The sequence below is a fragment of the Streptomyces sp. NPDC005566 genome, assembly GCF_040605575.1.
Taxonomy (GTDB): Bacteria; Actinomycetota; Actinomycetes; order Streptomycetales; family Streptomycetaceae; genus Streptomyces.
The window spans coordinates 35,852-52,085 of the sequence record NZ_JBEXDB010000020.1 but is presented as its reverse complement, the minus strand read 5'-3'; the positions used below and the strand labels follow the sequence as shown (position 1 = coordinate 52,085).

The 16,234-nt window shown below is 69.1% G+C and carries 15 protein-coding genes; 6 read left to right on the top strand and 9 right to left on the bottom strand.

Annotated features, from left to right (window positions below):
* Positions 1-12 precede the first annotated feature (12 nt).
* From ABZS61_RS28315 to miaA, 5 genes are all read right to left on the bottom strand, one after another.
* Entirely contained in the window at positions 13-1,503 is a 1,491-nt protein-coding gene (locus ABZS61_RS28315; RefSeq protein ID WP_356427135.1) for a M1 family metallopeptidase, read from the bottom strand.
* A gap of 176 nt (positions 1,504-1,679) precedes the next feature.
* Complete coding sequence (locus ABZS61_RS28310) at positions 1,680-3,827, bottom strand: HD domain-containing protein (RefSeq protein WP_356427131.1); 2,148 nt, start codon at positions 3,825-3,827, stop codon at positions 1,680-1,682.
* Positions 3,828-3,967: 140 nt separating this feature from the next.
* On the bottom strand, positions 3,968-4,840 hold the full coding sequence (gene dapF, locus ABZS61_RS28305) for a diaminopimelate epimerase (protein WP_356427128.1): 873 nt from the start codon (positions 4,838-4,840) through the stop codon (positions 3,968-3,970).
* Positions 4,841-4,943: 103 nt separating this feature from the next.
* Positions 4,944-5,381 (bottom strand): hypothetical protein, encoded by a 438-nt coding sequence (locus tag ABZS61_RS28300; protein WP_356427337.1) that lies wholly within the window; start codon positions 5,379-5,381, stop codon positions 4,944-4,946.
* Positions 5,382-5,489: 108 nt separating this feature from the next.
* Entirely contained in the window at positions 5,490-6,428 is a 939-nt protein-coding gene (gene miaA / locus ABZS61_RS28295) for a tRNA (adenosine(37)-N6)-dimethylallyltransferase MiaA (RefSeq protein WP_356427125.1), read from the bottom strand.
* Between the two features lie 163 nt (positions 6,429-6,591).
* On the opposite strand from miaA, the gene ABZS61_RS28290 reads away from it, so the two are divergent.
* Positions 6,592-6,846: an antitoxin gene (locus ABZS61_RS28290; protein ID WP_356427122.1), complete on the top strand. Its 255-nt coding sequence runs from the start codon at positions 6,592-6,594 to the stop codon at positions 6,844-6,846.
* Positions 6,847-6,929: 83 nt separating this feature from the next.
* On the opposite strand, the gene ABZS61_RS28285 is transcribed toward ABZS61_RS28290, so the two are convergent.
* Both ABZS61_RS28285 and miaB read right to left on the bottom strand, forming a co-directional pair.
* The gene (locus ABZS61_RS28285; protein ID WP_356427119.1) at positions 6,930-7,649 is read right to left on the bottom strand and encodes a class III extradiol dioxygenase subunit B-like domain-containing protein; all 720 of its coding nucleotides are present in this window, start codon (positions 7,647-7,649) and stop codon (positions 6,930-6,932) included.
* A 108-nt stretch (positions 7,650-7,757) separates the two neighbouring features.
* Positions 7,758-9,278, bottom strand: coding sequence for a tRNA (N6-isopentenyl adenosine(37)-C2)-methylthiotransferase MiaB (gene miaB, locus ABZS61_RS28280; protein ID WP_356427116.1), 1,521 nt, complete (start codon positions 9,276-9,278; stop codon positions 7,758-7,760).
* 99 nt (positions 9,279-9,377) lie between these two features.
* Between miaB and ABZS61_RS28275 the strand changes: the two genes are divergently transcribed.
* Positions 9,378-10,376, top strand: coding sequence for a TAXI family TRAP transporter solute-binding subunit (locus tag ABZS61_RS28275; protein ID WP_356427113.1), 999 nt, complete (start codon positions 9,378-9,380; stop codon positions 10,374-10,376).
* A gap of 10 nt (positions 10,377-10,386) precedes the next feature.
* On the opposite strand, the gene ABZS61_RS28270 is transcribed toward ABZS61_RS28275, so the two are convergent.
* Positions 10,387-11,781, bottom strand: a complete 1,395-nt coding sequence (locus ABZS61_RS28270; RefSeq protein WP_356427110.1) for a HAMP domain-containing sensor histidine kinase — start codon at positions 11,779-11,781, stop codon at positions 10,387-10,389.
* A 15-nt stretch (positions 11,782-11,796) separates the two neighbouring features.
* On the bottom strand, positions 11,797-12,489 hold the full coding sequence (locus ABZS61_RS28265) for a response regulator transcription factor (protein WP_356427107.1): 693 nt from the start codon (positions 12,487-12,489) through the stop codon (positions 11,797-11,799).
* A gap of 343 nt (positions 12,490-12,832) precedes the next feature.
* Between ABZS61_RS28265 and ABZS61_RS28260 the strand changes: the two genes are divergently transcribed.
* The 4 genes from ABZS61_RS28260 to ABZS61_RS28245 all read left to right on the top strand — a co-directional run bounded on the left by ABZS61_RS28260 (position 12,833) and on the right by ABZS61_RS28245 (position 16,206).
* Positions 12,833-13,618: an amino acid ABC transporter ATP-binding protein gene (locus ABZS61_RS28260; RefSeq protein ID WP_351167801.1), complete on the top strand. Its 786-nt coding sequence runs from the start codon at positions 12,833-12,835 to the stop codon at positions 13,616-13,618.
* A 64-nt stretch (positions 13,619-13,682) separates the two neighbouring features.
* Complete coding sequence (locus ABZS61_RS28255) at positions 13,683-14,528, top strand: glutamate ABC transporter substrate-binding protein (RefSeq protein ID WP_356427103.1); 846 nt, start codon at positions 13,683-13,685, stop codon at positions 14,526-14,528.
* A gap of 98 nt (positions 14,529-14,626) precedes the next feature.
* Entirely contained in the window at positions 14,627-15,295 is a 669-nt protein-coding gene (locus tag ABZS61_RS28250; protein WP_356427100.1) for an amino acid ABC transporter permease, read from the top strand.
* A complete protein-coding gene (locus ABZS61_RS28245) occupies positions 15,292-16,206 on the top strand; it encodes an amino acid ABC transporter permease (protein WP_356427097.1) in 915 nt (304 codons plus the stop codon). Before ABZS61_RS28250 ends, ABZS61_RS28245 begins: the two co-directional genes overlap by 4 nt.
* The last annotated feature ends 28 nt before the right edge of the window (positions 16,207-16,234 follow it).

Genomic DNA, 16,234 nt, shown 5'->3' with positions numbered 1-16,234 from the left:
CCGCCGGACGCGTCACTCGGGTTTCGCTGTGCGTGCCGAACCCTTCGGGCCCGCCGCTTGCTGCGGCTTCGCGCTGCGCCAGTCCGGGTGCCCCGGCATCGGAGGGGTCTTCTCCCCGTACAGCCAACCGTCGAAGAACTCGGTCAGGTCCCGCCCCGCGACCCTCGACGCCAGTGTCGTGAAGTGCGCGGTGCTCGCCGACTCGTCCCGGTACCTACGCACCCAGGTCCGCTCCAGCCGGTCGAAGGCCTCCGCGCCGATCTCCTGGCGCAGCGCGTACAGGACGAGCGCGCTGCCGTCGTACACCACGGGCCTGAACAGGCTGATCTTGTTCTCCGGGGGCGGAGCGTCGGGGTGCGCAGGCGGACCGCCGGCGGCGCGCCACGTGTCGGACCGGGTGTAGGCCTCGCGCATCCGCCGTTCCATGGGCTTCTGGGCGTGCTCCTGCGCGTAGAGGGCCTCGTACCAGGTGGCGTGGCCTTCGTTGAGCCACAGATCGGACCACGCCTGGGGGGAGACACTGTTGCCGAACCACTGGTGGGCCAGTTCGTGCACCATGATCGAGTCGATGTACCACGCGGGGTATCCGGCCGTGGTGAACAGGGATCGCTCGAAGAGCGACAGCGTCTGGGTCTCCAGCTCGAAGCCGGTCTCCGCGTCCGCCACGAGCAGCCCGTACGTCTCGAACGGATAGGGGCCGACCTGCTCCTCCATCCAGGCCAGCTGCCCCGGGGTCTTCCGCAGCCACGGCTCCAGCTTCTCCCGGTCCGCCGCCGGGACGACGTCGCGCACGGGCAGCCCGTCCGGGCCGCTCCGCCGCAGGACGGCGGAGCGGCCGATGGAGACCTGCGCCAGCTCGGTGGCCATCGGGTGCTCCGTGCGGTATGTCCAGGTCGTCACGGTGCCGTTTCGCCGCGTTCCGCCGGGCAGCCCGCCCGCCACGACCGTGAGGTCCTTCGGGGCGGTGACCCGGAAGGTGAAGTACGCCTTGTCCGACGGATGGTCGTTCCCCGGGAAGACCCGGTGCGCCGCGTCGGCCTGATTGGCCATGGCCAGGCCGTCGGCCGTGCGGACCCAGCCGCCGTCGGCCCTTTCCCCGGACGGATCGCTCGTGTGCCGGACGGTGATGTTCACGGGTACGCCGGCGGGGAGCCGGGCGGGTGCCCGGACGATCAGGTCCTCGTCCTTGAGTGCGAACTCGGACCGCAGTCCGTTGACTTCCACGGCGCGGACGTCGCCGCGGGCGAAGTCGAGATTGATCTGTTCCAGTGGCGCGGTGGTCCGCGCCCCGATCCTGGTGACGGCATCGAGCGGCTTGGTGTTGCTGCCGTGGTAGGTGAGCGAGATGTCGTACGAGAGGACGTCGTACCCGGGGTTTCCGAGCTGAGGGAACAGGCGGTCGCCGATGCCGAGCGGTACGGGCGTGGGCGCGGTCGCGGCGACAAGGGTGGCCGACGCGGTGACGAGCAGAGCGGCCCGCAGTCGACGGGAGATGAGCGGCATGGACTACGGCTACCAGCGGGAACGTCCCACGCGGGGGTGCCGCGCGCCGCGCCACCCGAACGGGTTCGGGGAGGGATCCTCACGGCTGGATGCACGGGCTCCGACGCGGTCCGATGAAACGACCGGAGCCGACAGGACGTGGCGTCACGGGACAGAGGGACCGCTGCGGGCGCGGGTCAGGCCGTGGCGGCGGGCTGCTGGGCCCGGCTCACGTCGTACACACCCGGTACGTCGCGCATCGCCCTCATCAGGCCGGGCAGCCCGGCCGCGTCCGGGAGTTGCAGCGTGTAGGTGTGCCGGACGCGCTGTTCGCTCGGCGGCTCAACGGTCGCTGCGACGATGGCCGCGTCCGCCGTCGCGATGGCCTCGGTGAGATCGGCGAGGAGCCGGGGGCGTCCGAAGGATTCGGCGACGAGGGTGACCCGGTAGTCGGCGGTGTCGCTCCAGTCACCCGTGTCGTTCCAGCGGGCCCCGACAGCCACCCGGCCGACCGACCGCATCCGGGCCACCGCCGGACATTCACCCCGATGCACGGTGACGGCTCCTCCGCGCACCGTGAATCCGATGATGTCGTCGGGGGGAACAGGAGTGCAGCAGCCGGCGAGACGGACCGGGGCAGCCGGCCCGTCGACGGCCACGCTCGCTGCCCGGCCTCCCGCCTTGCCGCGGTCGTTCGCCGGGTCGTCGGCGGGCTGGGCCTGCGGCCTCGGGGAGGCCGGGCTGCTTCCATGGGGTCCCTGCGCGTCGCCGGGGTTGGCCTCGATCCAGCCGGTGATCGCGATCCGCGCCCCGGGGGTACGGGCATGGTCGAGCCACTCGGGAGAGGGGCCGGAGGAGGCGTCCTGGGCGAGCAGCAGCTGCACGGTGTCGCCGTCGTTCAGAACGGTGCTGAGCGTGGCCAGGCGGCCGTTGACGCGGGCGCCGATGCAGCCGTGCGCCTCTTCGCCGTACTGCGCGTACGCGGCGTCGACACAGCTGGCCCCCGCGGGCAGGCCGAGCGTCCCGCCGTCGGTGCGGAAGACCGTGATCTCCCGGTCCTGGGCGAGATCGGCCCGCAGCGTGGTCCAGAACGTGTCGGGGTCGGTGGCGGACTCCTGCCAGTCCAGGAGCCGGGAGAGCCAGCCGGGCCGGGTCGGGTCGGCGCGCTCGCCGTCGACGGGTTCGGCCTGCAGCGCGGCGCTCGCGTTGTCGACGGTGTACGGGTTGCCGAGCGCGACGACACCCGCCTCCGCCACCCTGTGCATCTGGTGCGTCCGGATGAGGACTTCGGCGACCGCGCCCTCGGGGCCCACGACGGCAGTGTGCAGCGACTGGTAGAGGTTGAACTTGGGCGCGGCGATGAAGTCCTTGAACTCGGAGATCACCGGGGTGAAACAGGTGTGCAGTTCACCGAGGACGGCGTAGCAGTCGGCGTCCTCCCCGACCAGCACCAGCAGTCGTCCGAAGTCGGTGCCGCGCAGCTCGCCCCGTTTGGTCCTGACCCGGTGCACCGAGACGAAGTGACGCGGTCTGATGAGGACTTCGGCGCTGATGCCGGCATCCCTCAGTGTGGACCTGACGCTGTCGGCGATCTCCGCGAGCGGGTCCTGCGCGCTTTCCGACGCGGTGATCAGGGCCCGGGTGTTCTCGTACTCCTCGGGATGGAGAATCGCGAAGACGAGGTCCTCGAGCTCGGTCTTGAGTGCCTGCACGCCGAGCCGTTCGGCGAGCGGAATCAGCACGTCGCGGGTGACCTTGGCGATCCGTTCCTGCTTCTCGGGACGCATGACACCGAGGGTCCGCATGTTGTGCAGCCGGTCCGCCAGTTTGATCGACATGACCCGGACATCGTTTCCGGTGGCGACGAGCATCTTGCGGAAGGTTTCGGGTTCGGCTGCCGCGCCGTAGTCGACTTTCTCCAGCTTGGTGACTCCGTCGACCAGATAGCAGACCTCGTCGCCGAACTCCTCCCGCACCTGATCGAGGGTCACCTCGGTGTCCTCCACGGTGTCGTGGAGGAGAGAGGCGGTCAGCGTCGTTGTCTCGGCGCCGAGTTCGGCGAGGATCAGGGTCACGGCCAGCGGATGCGTGATGTACGGCTCACCGCTCTTGCGCATCTGACCGCGGTGGGACGACTCGGCAAGCACGTAGGCCCGACGGAGGTTATCGAGGTCCGCGTCCGGGTAGTGGGCACGGTGGGTCTCCGCAACGTGTCCGATGGCGTCCGGCAGTCGGCCGCGGTAGGCCGACCCGAGCAGGGCGACACGGCCGAGCCTGCGCAGATCGATCCGCGGACGACTGCGCTTGCGAAGGGGAGCACCTGGATTGGTGGCCTCTGCGCTCATGGGGCACCTCCGGCAACGTCGACCGGCGGTGAGGAGATGCGGATGCGCCTCCGGGCCGGTGCTTGATGCTACCGACCCCACCACGCGGCGCAGTCCAGCTCTCGCTCAGCGTGAAACGGATCACCCATTCGAGCGAAGCCCTACCCGATCACCGTTTCGAGCCAGGCCGGGTCGATCGTGCCTTCGGCGACGATCACGGCGGGCCCGGTCATGTCGACGCCGCCGTCCGGATGCTCGGTGATCACCAGAGTGCCACCGGGGAGATCCACCGTGTACGTGGCGGGGGTACCGGTCTCCGCGGGGTCGGCACCGTCCCTGCGAGCGGCGGCGACGGCGACGGCGCAGGCGCCCGTACCGCAGGAGCGCGTCTCCCCCGAGCCGCGTTCGTGGACGCGCATCGCGACGTGGCGCGGCCCGCGGTCCACGACGAACTCGATGTTGACGCCGTCCGGGTAGACGGAGGCGGGGCTGAACGGCGGCACCGAGAGCAGGTCCCCCGCATGTGCCAGGTCGTCGACGAAGGCGACAGCGTGCGGGTTACCCATGTTCACGTTGCGGGCGGCCCAGTTGCGGCCGTTCACCGAGACCGTGACATCGTCCTCGGGAAGCACGGCGCGTCCCATGGAGACCGTGACGTCGCCGTCCTTGGCGATGTGCGCCTGCTTGACGCCGGCCCGGGTCGCAACGGCCAGATCGCCTTCGGCGACGAGTCCGGCGCGCTGCAGGTAGCTGGCGAAGACGCGTACTCCGTTGCCGCACATCTCGGCGATCGAGCCGTCGGCGTTGCGGTAGTCCATGAACCACTCGGCCCGGTCCGCCATGCCGTGCGCCTCTGGGTGCGCCGCGGAGCGAACGACATGCAGCAGACCGTCGCCGCCGATGCCCGCCCGGCGGTCACAGAGCCGGGCGACGACGGAGGCCGGCAGGTCGACGGCGTTGTCGGGGTCGGGAACGATCACGAAGTCGTTCTCCGTGCCGTGGCCCTTGAGGAAGGGGATCTGCGAAGTGCTCACGAGCCAACTGTACGAGGCCTCGCCGACAGTCCGCAGAGCCGGGGCGGCCGAGCCGGATCCGGCAGGCGGGACCCATCTCCTCAGCAGGACCTGTGCCGCTCGGTCAGCGGAGCCGCGCCACGCGCCAGACGGCCAGGGCGACGAGTCCGGCGCACACGGCGACGTACAGACCGATCACCCGCCAGTCGGGGCGCTCGCTCGATCCTCTGGACGGCAGCCCGGGCCACGTATGGCCGACACGGCGGGCCGCCATCATGCCCCAGCCCGCGGCGCAGCAACTGATGAGCAGCCCCAGCATGGCCACGACCGCGCCACCGTCCCCGAACTCGAAGGCGAGCGGGAAGGCGAACATCAGGGAGCCGAGCGCGGCAAGCACGACGATCGGTGCGAGCTGCCAGATCCGCATGCGGCGGGCGGGACGCAGCTCGACTTCGACCTCGGGGGTCACGTCGTGCTCGTCCGGCCCGTCAGGGCTCAGTCGTCCTGCCTCGTGCTGCGTATCCGGTGCGTCCTGGTCTGTATCGCGAGGGCCGGCCTCCATCGCCACGCGCCCTCCCGTACTCGGACTCCACTGGTCGATCGATGCTCGATGATGGCACGGCCCCGGGCACCGAAATGACGCGCTGAGCGTCCCGATGCCATCACGTGATCAGGCTGTAACCGCTCGTTCGACCAACGCCAGCGCCCGGTGCGGGAGTTCCCCGCGTCGTTCCTCGGCGCCACTCAGCCAGTGGACTCGCGGGTCGCGCCTGAACCATGAGTCCTGGCGGCGCGCGAAGCGTTTGGTGGCGCGTACCGTCTCGGCGCGCGCCTCCTCCTCGGTGCACTCCCCGGCGAGTGCCGCGAGTACCTGCTGATAGCCGAGCGCACGGGAGGCGGTGCGCCCCTCCCGCAGCCCCAGGGCCTCCAGGGAACGCACCTCCTCGACGAGGCCGGCCTCCCACATCCGGTCCACCCTGGCGCTGATCCGCGCGTCGAGTTCCGGGCGCTCGACGTCCACACCGATCTGGAGGGCGTCATAGACGGCCTCGTCCCCAGGGAGGTTGGCCGTGAAGGGTTTGCCGGTGATCTCGATGACCTCCAGGGCGCGGACGATGCGGCGTCCGTTGCTGGGCAGAATGGCCCGGGCGGCGTCAGGGTCCGCCTCGGCGAGCCGGGCGTGCAGCGCGCCGACGCCATGCTCCGTCAGTTCCTGTTCGAGCCGCCCGCGCACCTCGGGATCCGTACCGGGAAATTCCAGGGCGTCGATCGCGCCCTTCACATAGAGGCCGGAGCCGCCCACCAGGACGGGCGTACGCCCTTCGGCGAGCAACCGGTCGATCTCCGCACGGGCGAGCCGCTGGTACTCGGCGACGCTGGCGGCCTCGGTGACGTCCCAGATGTCCAGCAGATGGTGGGGAATGTCACCGCGCTCGGGGACCGTCAGCTTCGCTGTGCCGATGTCCATCCCCCGGTAGAGCTGCATGGAGTCGGCATTGACCACTTCACCACCGAGCTGCTGGGCGAGGAACACACCCAGATCGGACTTTCCGGCTGCGGTGGGACCGACGACGGTGATGACGCGGGGAACGGGAGCTGGTCTTCTCACCGCGACAGTGTCCCAAACCCCGGGTCACTTCCCGGACAGGTGCGTTTCGCACACCGGACGCCGGATCCCAGCCCGGTCGGCTCAATCGGACACTCCGAGTAACGCACTCTCCGTCCCACACGAGTAAAATGTGACGTCAGTCCCTCAGCACGGAAGGTGACCCATGGGTTTTCTGGACAACCTGAAGGCCAAGCTGGCCCCGGCCAGGGAAAAGGTCGGCGACCTCGCGCAGCAACACGGGGGCAAGATCGACCAGGGTCTCGACAAGGCCGCTCGGACAGTCGACCAAAAGACCAAGGGCAAGTACAGCGACAAGATCGTGACCGGCACGCAGAAGGCCAAGGACGCGGTCGACCGCCTGGGTCACAAGAACGAGGGTGGTACGCCTCCGCCACCGCCCGCACCCCCCACTACCTGACCCGGGAGTGAACAACGAGGCCCGTGGCGCGCGAGCGTCCCACGGGCCTCAGGTGTGTGTCGGCCGTTCCTCACTCCTCCTGATCACGACCAGGCGGCAACGGCATAGCCCACGCCGTAGGGAGCCTCTTCGTACAGCAGCTGCCCGCCGAGTCCGGCCCCCTGCGCAGCACCCGCGAGCACCTGCCACGGCGCCCGGCCCGCCGCCTTCAGCTCGTACGCGAGCGACTCGTCCAGCGCGCCCAGCGCGGCGAGGTCCGCGCCACCCAGCGCACGGGCGACGGCGGTATCGAAGTCGATCGCACGCTCGTCCAGGTAGCCGGGCGCCTTGACCGTGCGGCAGGCGCTGCCGTCACCCATCACCAGCAGGGCCACCCTGTCCGCCCTGCCGGCCAGGTCCCGTCCCGCCTGTGCGCAGCGGTCGGCGGCCAGCGGCTCCCCCACCCCGAGCCCTTCGACGGGGGCGCCGGCCCAGCGGGCGCGGGCCAGCAGCCACGCACCGACGGCAAGGGATTCCGGGAGCGGGCGTGCGGGAGCCGACGACCCCGCGGGTACCTCCCCCAGCCGCACGGTGAGGTCGACGCCGAACCCCGCGAAGGAACCGGGCGAGCCTGCGGGAAACGGCCCACGCGCCCCAGGCCCTGCGGGCCCGACCACGATCAGCAGATCAGGCCGCGCGGCGGCCAGCACCCCCAGTGCGTCGACGCACGCGGCCCTCGCGGGGTCGAGCTCGGGCGCGGCTCCGGCAGCCACCTCGGGAACCAGGAGCGGCGGACAGGGACAGACGGCGGCGGCGGCAAGCATGCCGGTCAGCGTACTGCTGCCACCCCGGGCGGCTGCTACGGGCGGCCATCCCGAGGCGTCCGCTGCGGGATCCCCCGGGGCATGCATGCCCCGGGTCGCCTCCGGCCGTCAGTCGCGGGCGCACCCCGGGGCTGCGGCGGCGGGCAGCGGAGCCGGAGCGCCGATGCCGGGCAGCCCCAGCATCACTCCGGCGGGCTGGGCGGCAGCAGCCCCCGCCCGCTTGTCCCAGGCGTCTCCCGACCGGGTACGCCGTACGCCCAGGGGAGCACCCTCGGCAAGGAGGTGGTGCGGAGCCGCGTAGGAGATCTCGACGGTCACCACGTCCCCGGGACGCACCTCCTGGTCCGGTTTGGTGAAGTGGACCAGGCGATTGTCCGGTGCCCGGCCGGAGAGGCGGTGCGTGGCACCGTCCTTGCGCCCCTCACCCTCGGCGACCATGACCTCCAGGGTGCGGCCGACCTGCTTCTTGTTCTCCTCCCAGGAGATCTCCTCCTGGAGGGCGGACAGGCGCATGTAGCGCTCCTGGACGACCTCCTTGGGAATCTGCCCCTCCATGTCGGCGGCCGGGGTCCCGGGACGCTTGGAGTACTGGAAGGTGAAGGCGTTCGCGAAACGCGCCTCGCGCACCGCGTGCATCGTCTGCTCGAAGTCCTCCTCGGTCTCCCCGGGGAAGCCCACGATGATGTCGGTGGAGATGGCCGCGTCCGGCATCGCGGCGCGCACCTTCTCGATGATCCCGAGGAAGCGGTCCTGACGGTACGAGCGCCGCATCGCCTTCAGGATCGTGTCCGAACCCGACTGCATCGGCATGTGGAGCTGCGGCATCACGTTCGGCGTCTCGGCCATCGCCGCGATCACGTCGTCGGTGAAGTCGCGCGGGTGGGGCGAGGTGAACCGCACACGCTCGAGCCCGTCGATCCCGCCACAGGCGCGCAGCAGCTTGGAGAAGGCCTCGCGGTCACCGATGTCGGAACCGTAGGCGTTCACGTTCTGGCCGAGCAGCGTGATCTCGCTGACGCCCTCGGCGACCAGCGCCTCGATCTCGGCCAGGATGTCGCCGGTGCGGCGGTCCTTCTCCTTGCCCCGCAGCGCCGGGACGATACAGAACGTGCAGGTGTTGTTGCAGCCCACGGAGATCGACACCCATGCGGCGTACGCGGACTCGCGGCGGGTGGGCAGTGTGGAGGGGAATGCCTCCAGGGACTCGGCGATCTCGATCTGCGCCTCCTCCTGGACGCGCGCACGCTCCAGGAGCACCGGCAGCTTGCCGATGTTGTGCGTACCGAAGACCACGTCCACCCAGGGCGCCCGACGCACGATGGTGTCGCGGTCCTTCTGCGCGAGGCAGCCACCGACGGCGATCTGCATCCCGGGGCGCTTGGTCTTCATCGGGGCGAGCCGGCCGAGGTTGCCGTAGAGCTTGTTGTCGGCGTTCTCACGTACCGCGCAGGTGTTGAAGACGACGACGTCGGCGTCACCGTCGGAGCCCTCCGGGGCGCGCACGTATCCGGCGTCCTCGAGCAGCCCCGACAGGCGTTCGGAGTCGTGGACGTTCATCTGGCACCCGTAAGTGCGTACCTCGTAGCTCTTCTGGACGTCCACTGCTTCGCTCCGGTTGCCGCTGCTCATGGGACAAGGGTAGGCGCTGGCGACGCCCCTCCCGCCGCCGGAGCCTCTGCCCGCCGTCCGGCCTGGCCAGGACGGGGGGCGGCCTGGCAGGATCGCGCCATGCTGCACGCACTGTCCCGATTCGGCCGACGACGCACCCTTCAGGGGGGCGCTGCCGCCGCTGTCGTTCTCGGGCTGCTGCTGTGGTGGGTGCTCCCGCTCGGGGAGCCGGAGCCGAGCGGATCGCTGACCTTCTCCACCGGTGTACGGAGCGGGGTCTACCAGCGCTACGGGCAGCGGCTCGAGGGTGCGCTGGCCAAGGACATGCCCAAGGTGTCGATAGAGCTGCAGACCAGCGAGGGGTCGCAGCAGAACATCGAACGGGTTGCGACGGGGAAGGCGGACTTCACCATCGCCACCGCCGATGCCGTGACCACCTATCTGCAGAGCGGCAAGCCCGGTGGCGCGCGGCTGCGCGGCTGCGTCCGGCTGTACGACGACTACGTCCAGCTGATCGTGCCCAGGGGCTCGAAGATCCGGAAGGTCGCCGATCTACGCGGCGAGCGGGTGGGTGTGGGCCAGGAGGGATCGGGGGTGCGCCTGGTCGCCGACCGGCTGATGACGGCGGCAGGCGTCGATCCGGCCGAGGACATCACGCCGGTCCCCGCCGGCATCGACACGATGCCCGCCAGGCTCATGGAAGACCGGCTGGACGCCTTCTTCTGGTCGGGTGGCCTGCCGACCGGTGCGGTGCAGGAACTGTCGGAGCGGTTCGCCATCCGCCTGGTGCCGCTGGGGGACTCGCTGATCACCGAGCTCCAGGCAGCCGGCGGGTCCACCCGCCACTACCGCTCGGCCGTGATGCCCGCCGACGCGTACCTTCACGCCCAACAGGGTCAGGCCGTGCAGACCGTCGCGGTCGCCAATCTGCTGATCACGACGGATCGCACGGATCCGCTGATGACCGAGGCCTTCACCCGGACCGTGATCGACAGCCGGGACCGGATAGGCCGCGAGGTGCACGCGGCGCAACTGGTGGACCTGCGGACCGCGATCTACACCGATCCGCTGCCGCTGCACGAAGGCGCCAAGCGCTACTACCGCTCGGCCAAGCCCTGACACCTCCGCGTCACGCGTGCGGAAGGTTGCGCGGCACGCTGACCGTCACCCGCAGTCCGTGCGGTTCGTGCTTCTCGTAGGCGACCGCCCCTCCCCCTGCGGCGAGCAGCACCCCGGCGATCGAAAGCCCGAGGCCCGACCCCTTGACGTTCTGGTGCCGGTTGCTGCGCCAGAAGCGGTCACCGATGCGCTCCAGTTCGTGCTCGGTCAGCCCGGGCCCGCGGTCGGCGACGACCACCGTGGCGACCGTACCGTCGGAGGCGACGGTGACCCGGACCTCCTCGCCCTCCGGGGTGAACTTCAGTGCGTTGTCGACGACGGCGTCCAGGGCGCTGGAGAGCGCGATCGGGTCGGCCCAGCCGGTCACCGCGGACGCACCGTCCAGGACGAGCCGTACGCCCTTCTCCTCGGCCAACGGACGCCACGAGGCCACGCGCTCGGCGGTGAGCGCCCCGATGTCCGTGAGCTGCAGATCCGCCGCGGCGTGTTCGGCCAGTGCCAGGTCCAGCAGATCGTCCAGGACGTGGGCCAGGCGCTTGCCCTCCGTACGCACCGAGGCGATCTCCTCGTTGCCCTCGGGGAGTTCGAGCGCGAGGAGCTCGATCCGCAGCAGCAGGGCGGCCAGCGGGTTGCGCAGTTGGTGCGAGGCGTCCGCGACGAAGGCGCGCTGCTGCTCCAGTACGTCCTCGACGTTGTCGGCCATCTCGTTGAACGAACGTGCCAGTCGCCTGAGCTCGGGCGGGCCTCCGGACGCGACGACCCGGGACCTCATCCGGCCGCTGGCGATGTCGTGGGTCGCCGCGTCCAGGATCCGCACGGGCAGCAGCACCCAACCGGTGAGCCGGAACGCGGCGCCGACGGCCACCAGCATCGCCGCGGCCTCGCCGAGAACGATCAGCAACCAGCCGCGCAGTGTGCGGGATCGCATCTCACCGGTGGGCGAGTCGGTCACGACGACAGCGACCACGTCACCGTCACGCACCACGGGCGAAGCGACGACGACCCGGCCGCTCTGCCACGGCCATACCTGGGGCGGGTCATGGGAGCGGCGCCCGAGAAGGGCCTCCTTGAACGCTTCACGCCCCTCCCCCTCAAGTGGCAGGGCCCAGGAGGCGGGTGCCTTCGCGAGGGCTCTGTCGTCCCGGTAGAAGACCCCTGCCCGGATCCCGTACACCGAGTCGTAGGCCTCGAGTTCGGTCTGGAGGATCCGCTGCCGTTCGTCGTTGCCCCCGGCGGGCTCGCTGACGAACTGGGCGAGTGCGGCGAACCGCGCCGTGTCGTCGATCCGGTCGATGACGACCCGCTGCTGTTCGGCGGCGGCGACCCGCACGGCCAGCGGGAAGCCCAACGCGAGCAGCACGGCGGCCATCAGGACGATGAGCAGGGGAAGCAGACGCGTACGCACAGGGAGGGTTCGCCTCTACGCGGTCGGCGGGACGAGCCGGTAGCCGACGCCCCGCACGGTCTCGATCAGCGCGGGAAGGCGCAGCTTGGAACGCAGCGACGCGACATGCACCTCGAGGGTCCGCCCCGTCCCCTCCCAGCTGGTCCGCCACACCTCACTGATGATCTGCTCCCGGCGGAAGACGACACCGGGACGCTGGGCGAGCAGCGCGAGGAGGTCGAACTCCTTGCGCGTGAGCTGGACCTCGTGATCGTCGACGCTGACCCTGCGGGTCGGCAGCTCGATGCGCACCGGGCCGATCCGCAGCGCCGCGAGAGGGGTCTGCCCGGTGTCCTCGCCGGCCGTCCTGCGCCGGGCGACCGCATGGATCCGGGCGAGGAGCTCGCCGGTGTCGTAGGGCTTGACGACGTAGTCGTCCGCGCCGAGGTTGAGGCCGTGGATCCGTGAGCGTACGTCGGCACGCGCGGTCACCATGATCACCGGGATCGCGGAGCGCTTGCGGATCTTCCCGCACACCTCGTAGCCGTCCTGGTCGGGCAGCCCGAGGTCGAGGAGTACGACTCCGAAGGGCTCCTTGTCCGCGGGCAGCAGCGCGTGCAGGGCCTCCTCGCCGTTGCGGGCGTGCACGACCTTGAATCCGTGCCGTGCGAGCACGGCGGACAGGGCCGCCGCGACGTGATCGTCGTCCTCGACGAGCAGCAGTCTCATGGCCCCCCTCTCCGCTTCCCGACATTTCGGGACGATTAATAACAACACATGTTGTTGCGCAGGCGTTCCGCCTCGCGAACCTTCTCGTACGGCGACGATTCACGCCATCCCGTACCAGGGCATCCACTCCGATGACGGGTATGCCAGTCAAGGCCCAGCCCGTTACCACTGGGTTTCCGTTACCCACCCGGTACTCCGACGTGCGCCTCGTGACGCCCTGTTCACGCGGTGTGTCCGGTTGCGGCCGGATCGTTATGCTCAATTTCCGCTCAGATGTAATGACGCTGGTAGCACTGCGTCACTAGGGTCTTTCCCTAACCGAGGAGGACGGAGCAAAAAGCCGATGAGCGGAGTTTCAGTGACCAAGGCCGCCGAGGATGCCGCACCTGCGGGAGACGACCTTGTCGTACTGAGCAACGTCAACAAGCACTTCGGCGCGCTGCATGTGCTCCAGGACATCGACCTGACCATCGCCCGTGGCGAGGTCGTCGTCGTCATCGGGCCCTCCGGGTCCGGGAAGTCCACGCTGTGCCGCACGATCAACCGCTTGGAGACGATCGACTCGGGCGCGATCACGATCGACGGCAAGCCGCTGCCCCAGGAGGGCAAGGAGCTGGCCAGGCTGCGTGCCGACGTCGGCATGGTCTTCCAGTCGTTCAATCTCTTCGCGCACAAGACGGTGCTCGAGAACGTGATGCTGGGCCAGCTCAAGGTCCGCAAGATGGACAAGGCGGTCGCAGAGGACAAGGCACGTTCGCTGCTCGACCGGGTGGGCGTGGCAACACAGGCCGACAAGTACCCTTCGCAGCTCTCCGGCGGTCAGCAGCAACGCGTCGCCATCGCACGTGCGTTGGCGATGGACCCCAAGGTCATGCTGTTCGACGAGCCGACGTCCGCGCTCGACCCGGAAATGATCAACGAGGTGCTGGAGGTCATGCAGCAGCTCGCCCGGGACGGGATGACCATGGTCGTCGTCACCCACGAGATGGGCTTCGCCAGGTCGGCGGCCAACCGGGTCGTCTTCATGGCGGACGGGAAGATCGTCGAAGAGGCAGTGCCCGACCAGTTCTTCAGCAACCCGCGCAGTGACCGGGCCAAGGACTTCCTGTCGAAGATCCTTCACCACTGATCCCGCACGACTGTTCTTCGGACCAGCTGAACACTCACATCGCGTCAACCCAGGGAATATCACCATGCAGCTTCGTAAGGTCACCGCCGCCTCGGCCGCCGTGCTCGCGCTCGCCCTCGCCGCCACCGCCTGTGGTTCCGACACCAAGGACGACGGCGCCGGATCCGGTGGCGGCGGCGAGAAGATCACCATCGGCATCAAGATCGACCAGCCCGGCCTGGGTCTGAAGACGCCCGACGGCAAGTTCGCCGGCTTCGACGTCGATGTCGCCACGTACATCGCCAAGGAACTCGGCTACGACGCCAAGAACATCAACTTCGTCGAGACGAAGAGCGCCGACCGCGAGACCGCCATCGAGCGCGGCGACGTGAAGTTCATCGCCGCGACGTACTCCATCAACGACGAGCGTCAGCAGAAGGTCGACTTCGCGGGCCCGTACCTCCTGGCTCACCAGGACGTCCTCATCCGGGCCGATGACAACACCATCAAGTCGCCCGAGGACCTCAACAAGAAGAAGCTCTGCTCCGTCACCGGTTCGACCTCCGCGAAGAACGTCAAGGAGAAGCTGGCCCCCAAGGCTCAGCTGCAGAACTACGGCGGCTACTCCGAGTGCCTCACCGGCCTGGAGAACAAGGCCATCGACGCGCTGACCACAGACGACTCCATCCTCGCCGGATACGCGGCGCAGGAGGCCCACAAGGGCAAGTTCAAGCTGGCCGGCTTCAAGATGACCAACGAGAACTACGGCATCGGCCTGAAGAAGGGCGACGCCGACCTCAAGAAGAAGATCGACGCCGCGCTGACCAAGATGGTCTCGGACGGCTCGTGGGACAAGGCTGTCGAGGCCAACTTCGGTCCCGCCGGCTACAAGAACGAGCCCGCGCCGGCCATCGGCAACATCGTCAAGTAGGGCTCCCCTCGCTGAGCGGTCCGAAGCCGGGCTGATGAGGTGCGCCGCCGTCGAGGCGGCGCACCGAGCCCTCCCCACACCTGGAAGCACGGGAGATCGTGTTCGACTTTCTTGAAGGTTACGACCTACTGGGGGCCTTCTGGGTGACGGTGAAACTCACCGTCTACTCCGCCCTCGGTTCCCTCATATGGGGAACGCTGCTGGCCGGTATGCGGGTTGGCCCGGTCCCTCTGATGCGCGGGTTCGGTACCGCTTATGTGAACGTTGTCCGCAACATCCCGCTGACCGTGATCATCGTCTTCGCGTCACTGGGCCTCTTCCAGACCTTGCAGGTCACCCTCGGGGGCGGCGACAACTTCGAGGTCATCAACTTCCGGCTCGCGGTACTCGCGCTCGCCCTCTACACGGCCGCCTTCGTCTGCGAGGCGCTGCGCTCGGGCATCAACACGGTGCCGGCGGGCCAGGCCGAGGCGGCACGGGCACTCGGACTGAGTTTCACCCAGGTCCTGCGCCTGATCATCCTCCCGCAGGCCTTCCGATCGGTCGTGAACCCGCTGGCCAACGTGCTGATCGCGCTGACCAAGAACACCACCGTCGCTGCGGCGATCGGCGTGGTCGAAGCGGCGTTCCTGATGAAGGACATGATCGAAGCAGAGGCTCAACTGATTCTGATCTCCGCCATCTTTGCGTTCGGATTCATCTGCCTCACCCTTCCGACCGGGCTCCTCCTCGGCTGGGTGAGCAAGAAGGTGGCGGTGAAGCGATGACGACGTCTGTCCTCTTCGACGCACAGGGGCCCCGCGCCAAGCGGCGCAACGTCCTGTACACAGCCATCTTCGTCGTGGCTCTCGCCGCGGTGGTCTGGTGGGTCTACGGCGCCCTCAGCGAGAAGCACCAGCTCGACTGGGTCAAGTGGGAGCCGTTCTTCACGAGCTCCCAGCCGTGGGAGACCTACCTCTGGCCGGGGCTCCAGAACACGCTCAAGGCAGCATTCTTCGCCCTGCTGATCGCTCTGCCGCTCGGGGCGCTGTTCGGTATCGGCCGGCTCTCCGACCACCGTTGGATGCGGATGCCGTCCGGCATCGTCGTGGAGTTCTTCCGCGCCATCCCCGTCCTGATCCTGATGATCACGGCGAACGCTGCGTACTCCGAGTTCACCGACATCGCCAGCGACGTGCGCCCGCTGTACGCCGTCGTCACGGGTCTGGTGCTGTACAACGCCTCGGTCCTCGCCGAGATCGTGCGGGCCGGGATCCTGTCCCTCCCACAGGGACAGACCGACGCCGCGAAGGCGATCGGTATGCGCAAGGGCCAGACCATGGGGTACGTACTGCTGCCGCAGTCGGTCACCGCCATGCTGCCCGCGATCGTCAGCCAGATCGTCGTCATCGTGAAGGACACCGCTCTCGGCGGTGCGGTGCTCACCTTCCCCGAGCTGCTCGCGTCGGTCCGTCCGATGAGCGCCAACTACGGTGCGAACACCATCGCGTGCTTCACGATCATCGCGCTGATCTACATCGCGGTGAACTTCGCACTCACCTCGTTCGCGAGCTGGCTCGAACGCAGGCTCCGCCGCGCGAAGAAGAGCACGGGCACGGTGATCGGTGCCGGACCCGGCGGGGGCATCGAGACCATCGGTACACCGTCGCTCGTGATCGAGGACGGGCACGGGTCCTGACGGTCCGTCGATAGTTGACCCACGGGGG

Coding starts and splice junctions, on each gene's coding strand:
- ABZS61_RS28315 (WP_356427135.1), bottom strand. CDS start 1,503: ATGCCGCTCATCTCCCGTCGACTGCGGGCCGCTCTGCTCGTCACCGCG.
- ABZS61_RS28310 (WP_356427131.1), bottom strand. CDS start 3,827: ATGAGCGCAGAGGCCACCAATCCAGGTGCTCCCCTTCGCAAGCGCAGT.
- ABZS61_RS28300 (WP_356427337.1), bottom strand. CDS start 5,381: ATGGAGGCCGGCCCTCGCGATACAGACCAGGACGCACCGGATACGCAG.
- ABZS61_RS28290 (WP_356427122.1), top strand. CDS start 6,592: ATGGGTTTTCTGGACAACCTGAAGGCCAAGCTGGCCCCGGCCAGGGAA.
- ABZS61_RS28285 (WP_356427119.1), bottom strand. CDS start 7,649: ATGCTTGCCGCCGCCGCCGTCTGTCCCTGTCCGCCGCTCCTGGTTCCC.
- miaB (WP_356427116.1), bottom strand. CDS start 9,278: ATGAGCAGCGGCAACCGGAGCGAAGCAGTGGACGTCCAGAAGAGCTAC.
- ABZS61_RS28275 (WP_356427113.1), top strand. CDS start 9,378: ATGCTGCACGCACTGTCCCGATTCGGCCGACGACGCACCCTTCAGGGG.
- ABZS61_RS28265 (WP_356427107.1), bottom strand. CDS start 12,489: ATGAGACTGCTGCTCGTCGAGGACGACGATCACGTCGCGGCGGCCCTG.
- ABZS61_RS28260 (WP_351167801.1), top strand. CDS start 12,833: ATGAGCGGAGTTTCAGTGACCAAGGCCGCCGAGGATGCCGCACCTGCG.
- ABZS61_RS28255 (WP_356427103.1), top strand. CDS start 13,683: ATGCAGCTTCGTAAGGTCACCGCCGCCTCGGCCGCCGTGCTCGCGCTC.
- ABZS61_RS28245 (WP_356427097.1), top strand. CDS start 15,292: ATGACGACGTCTGTCCTCTTCGACGCACAGGGGCCCCGCGCCAAGCGG.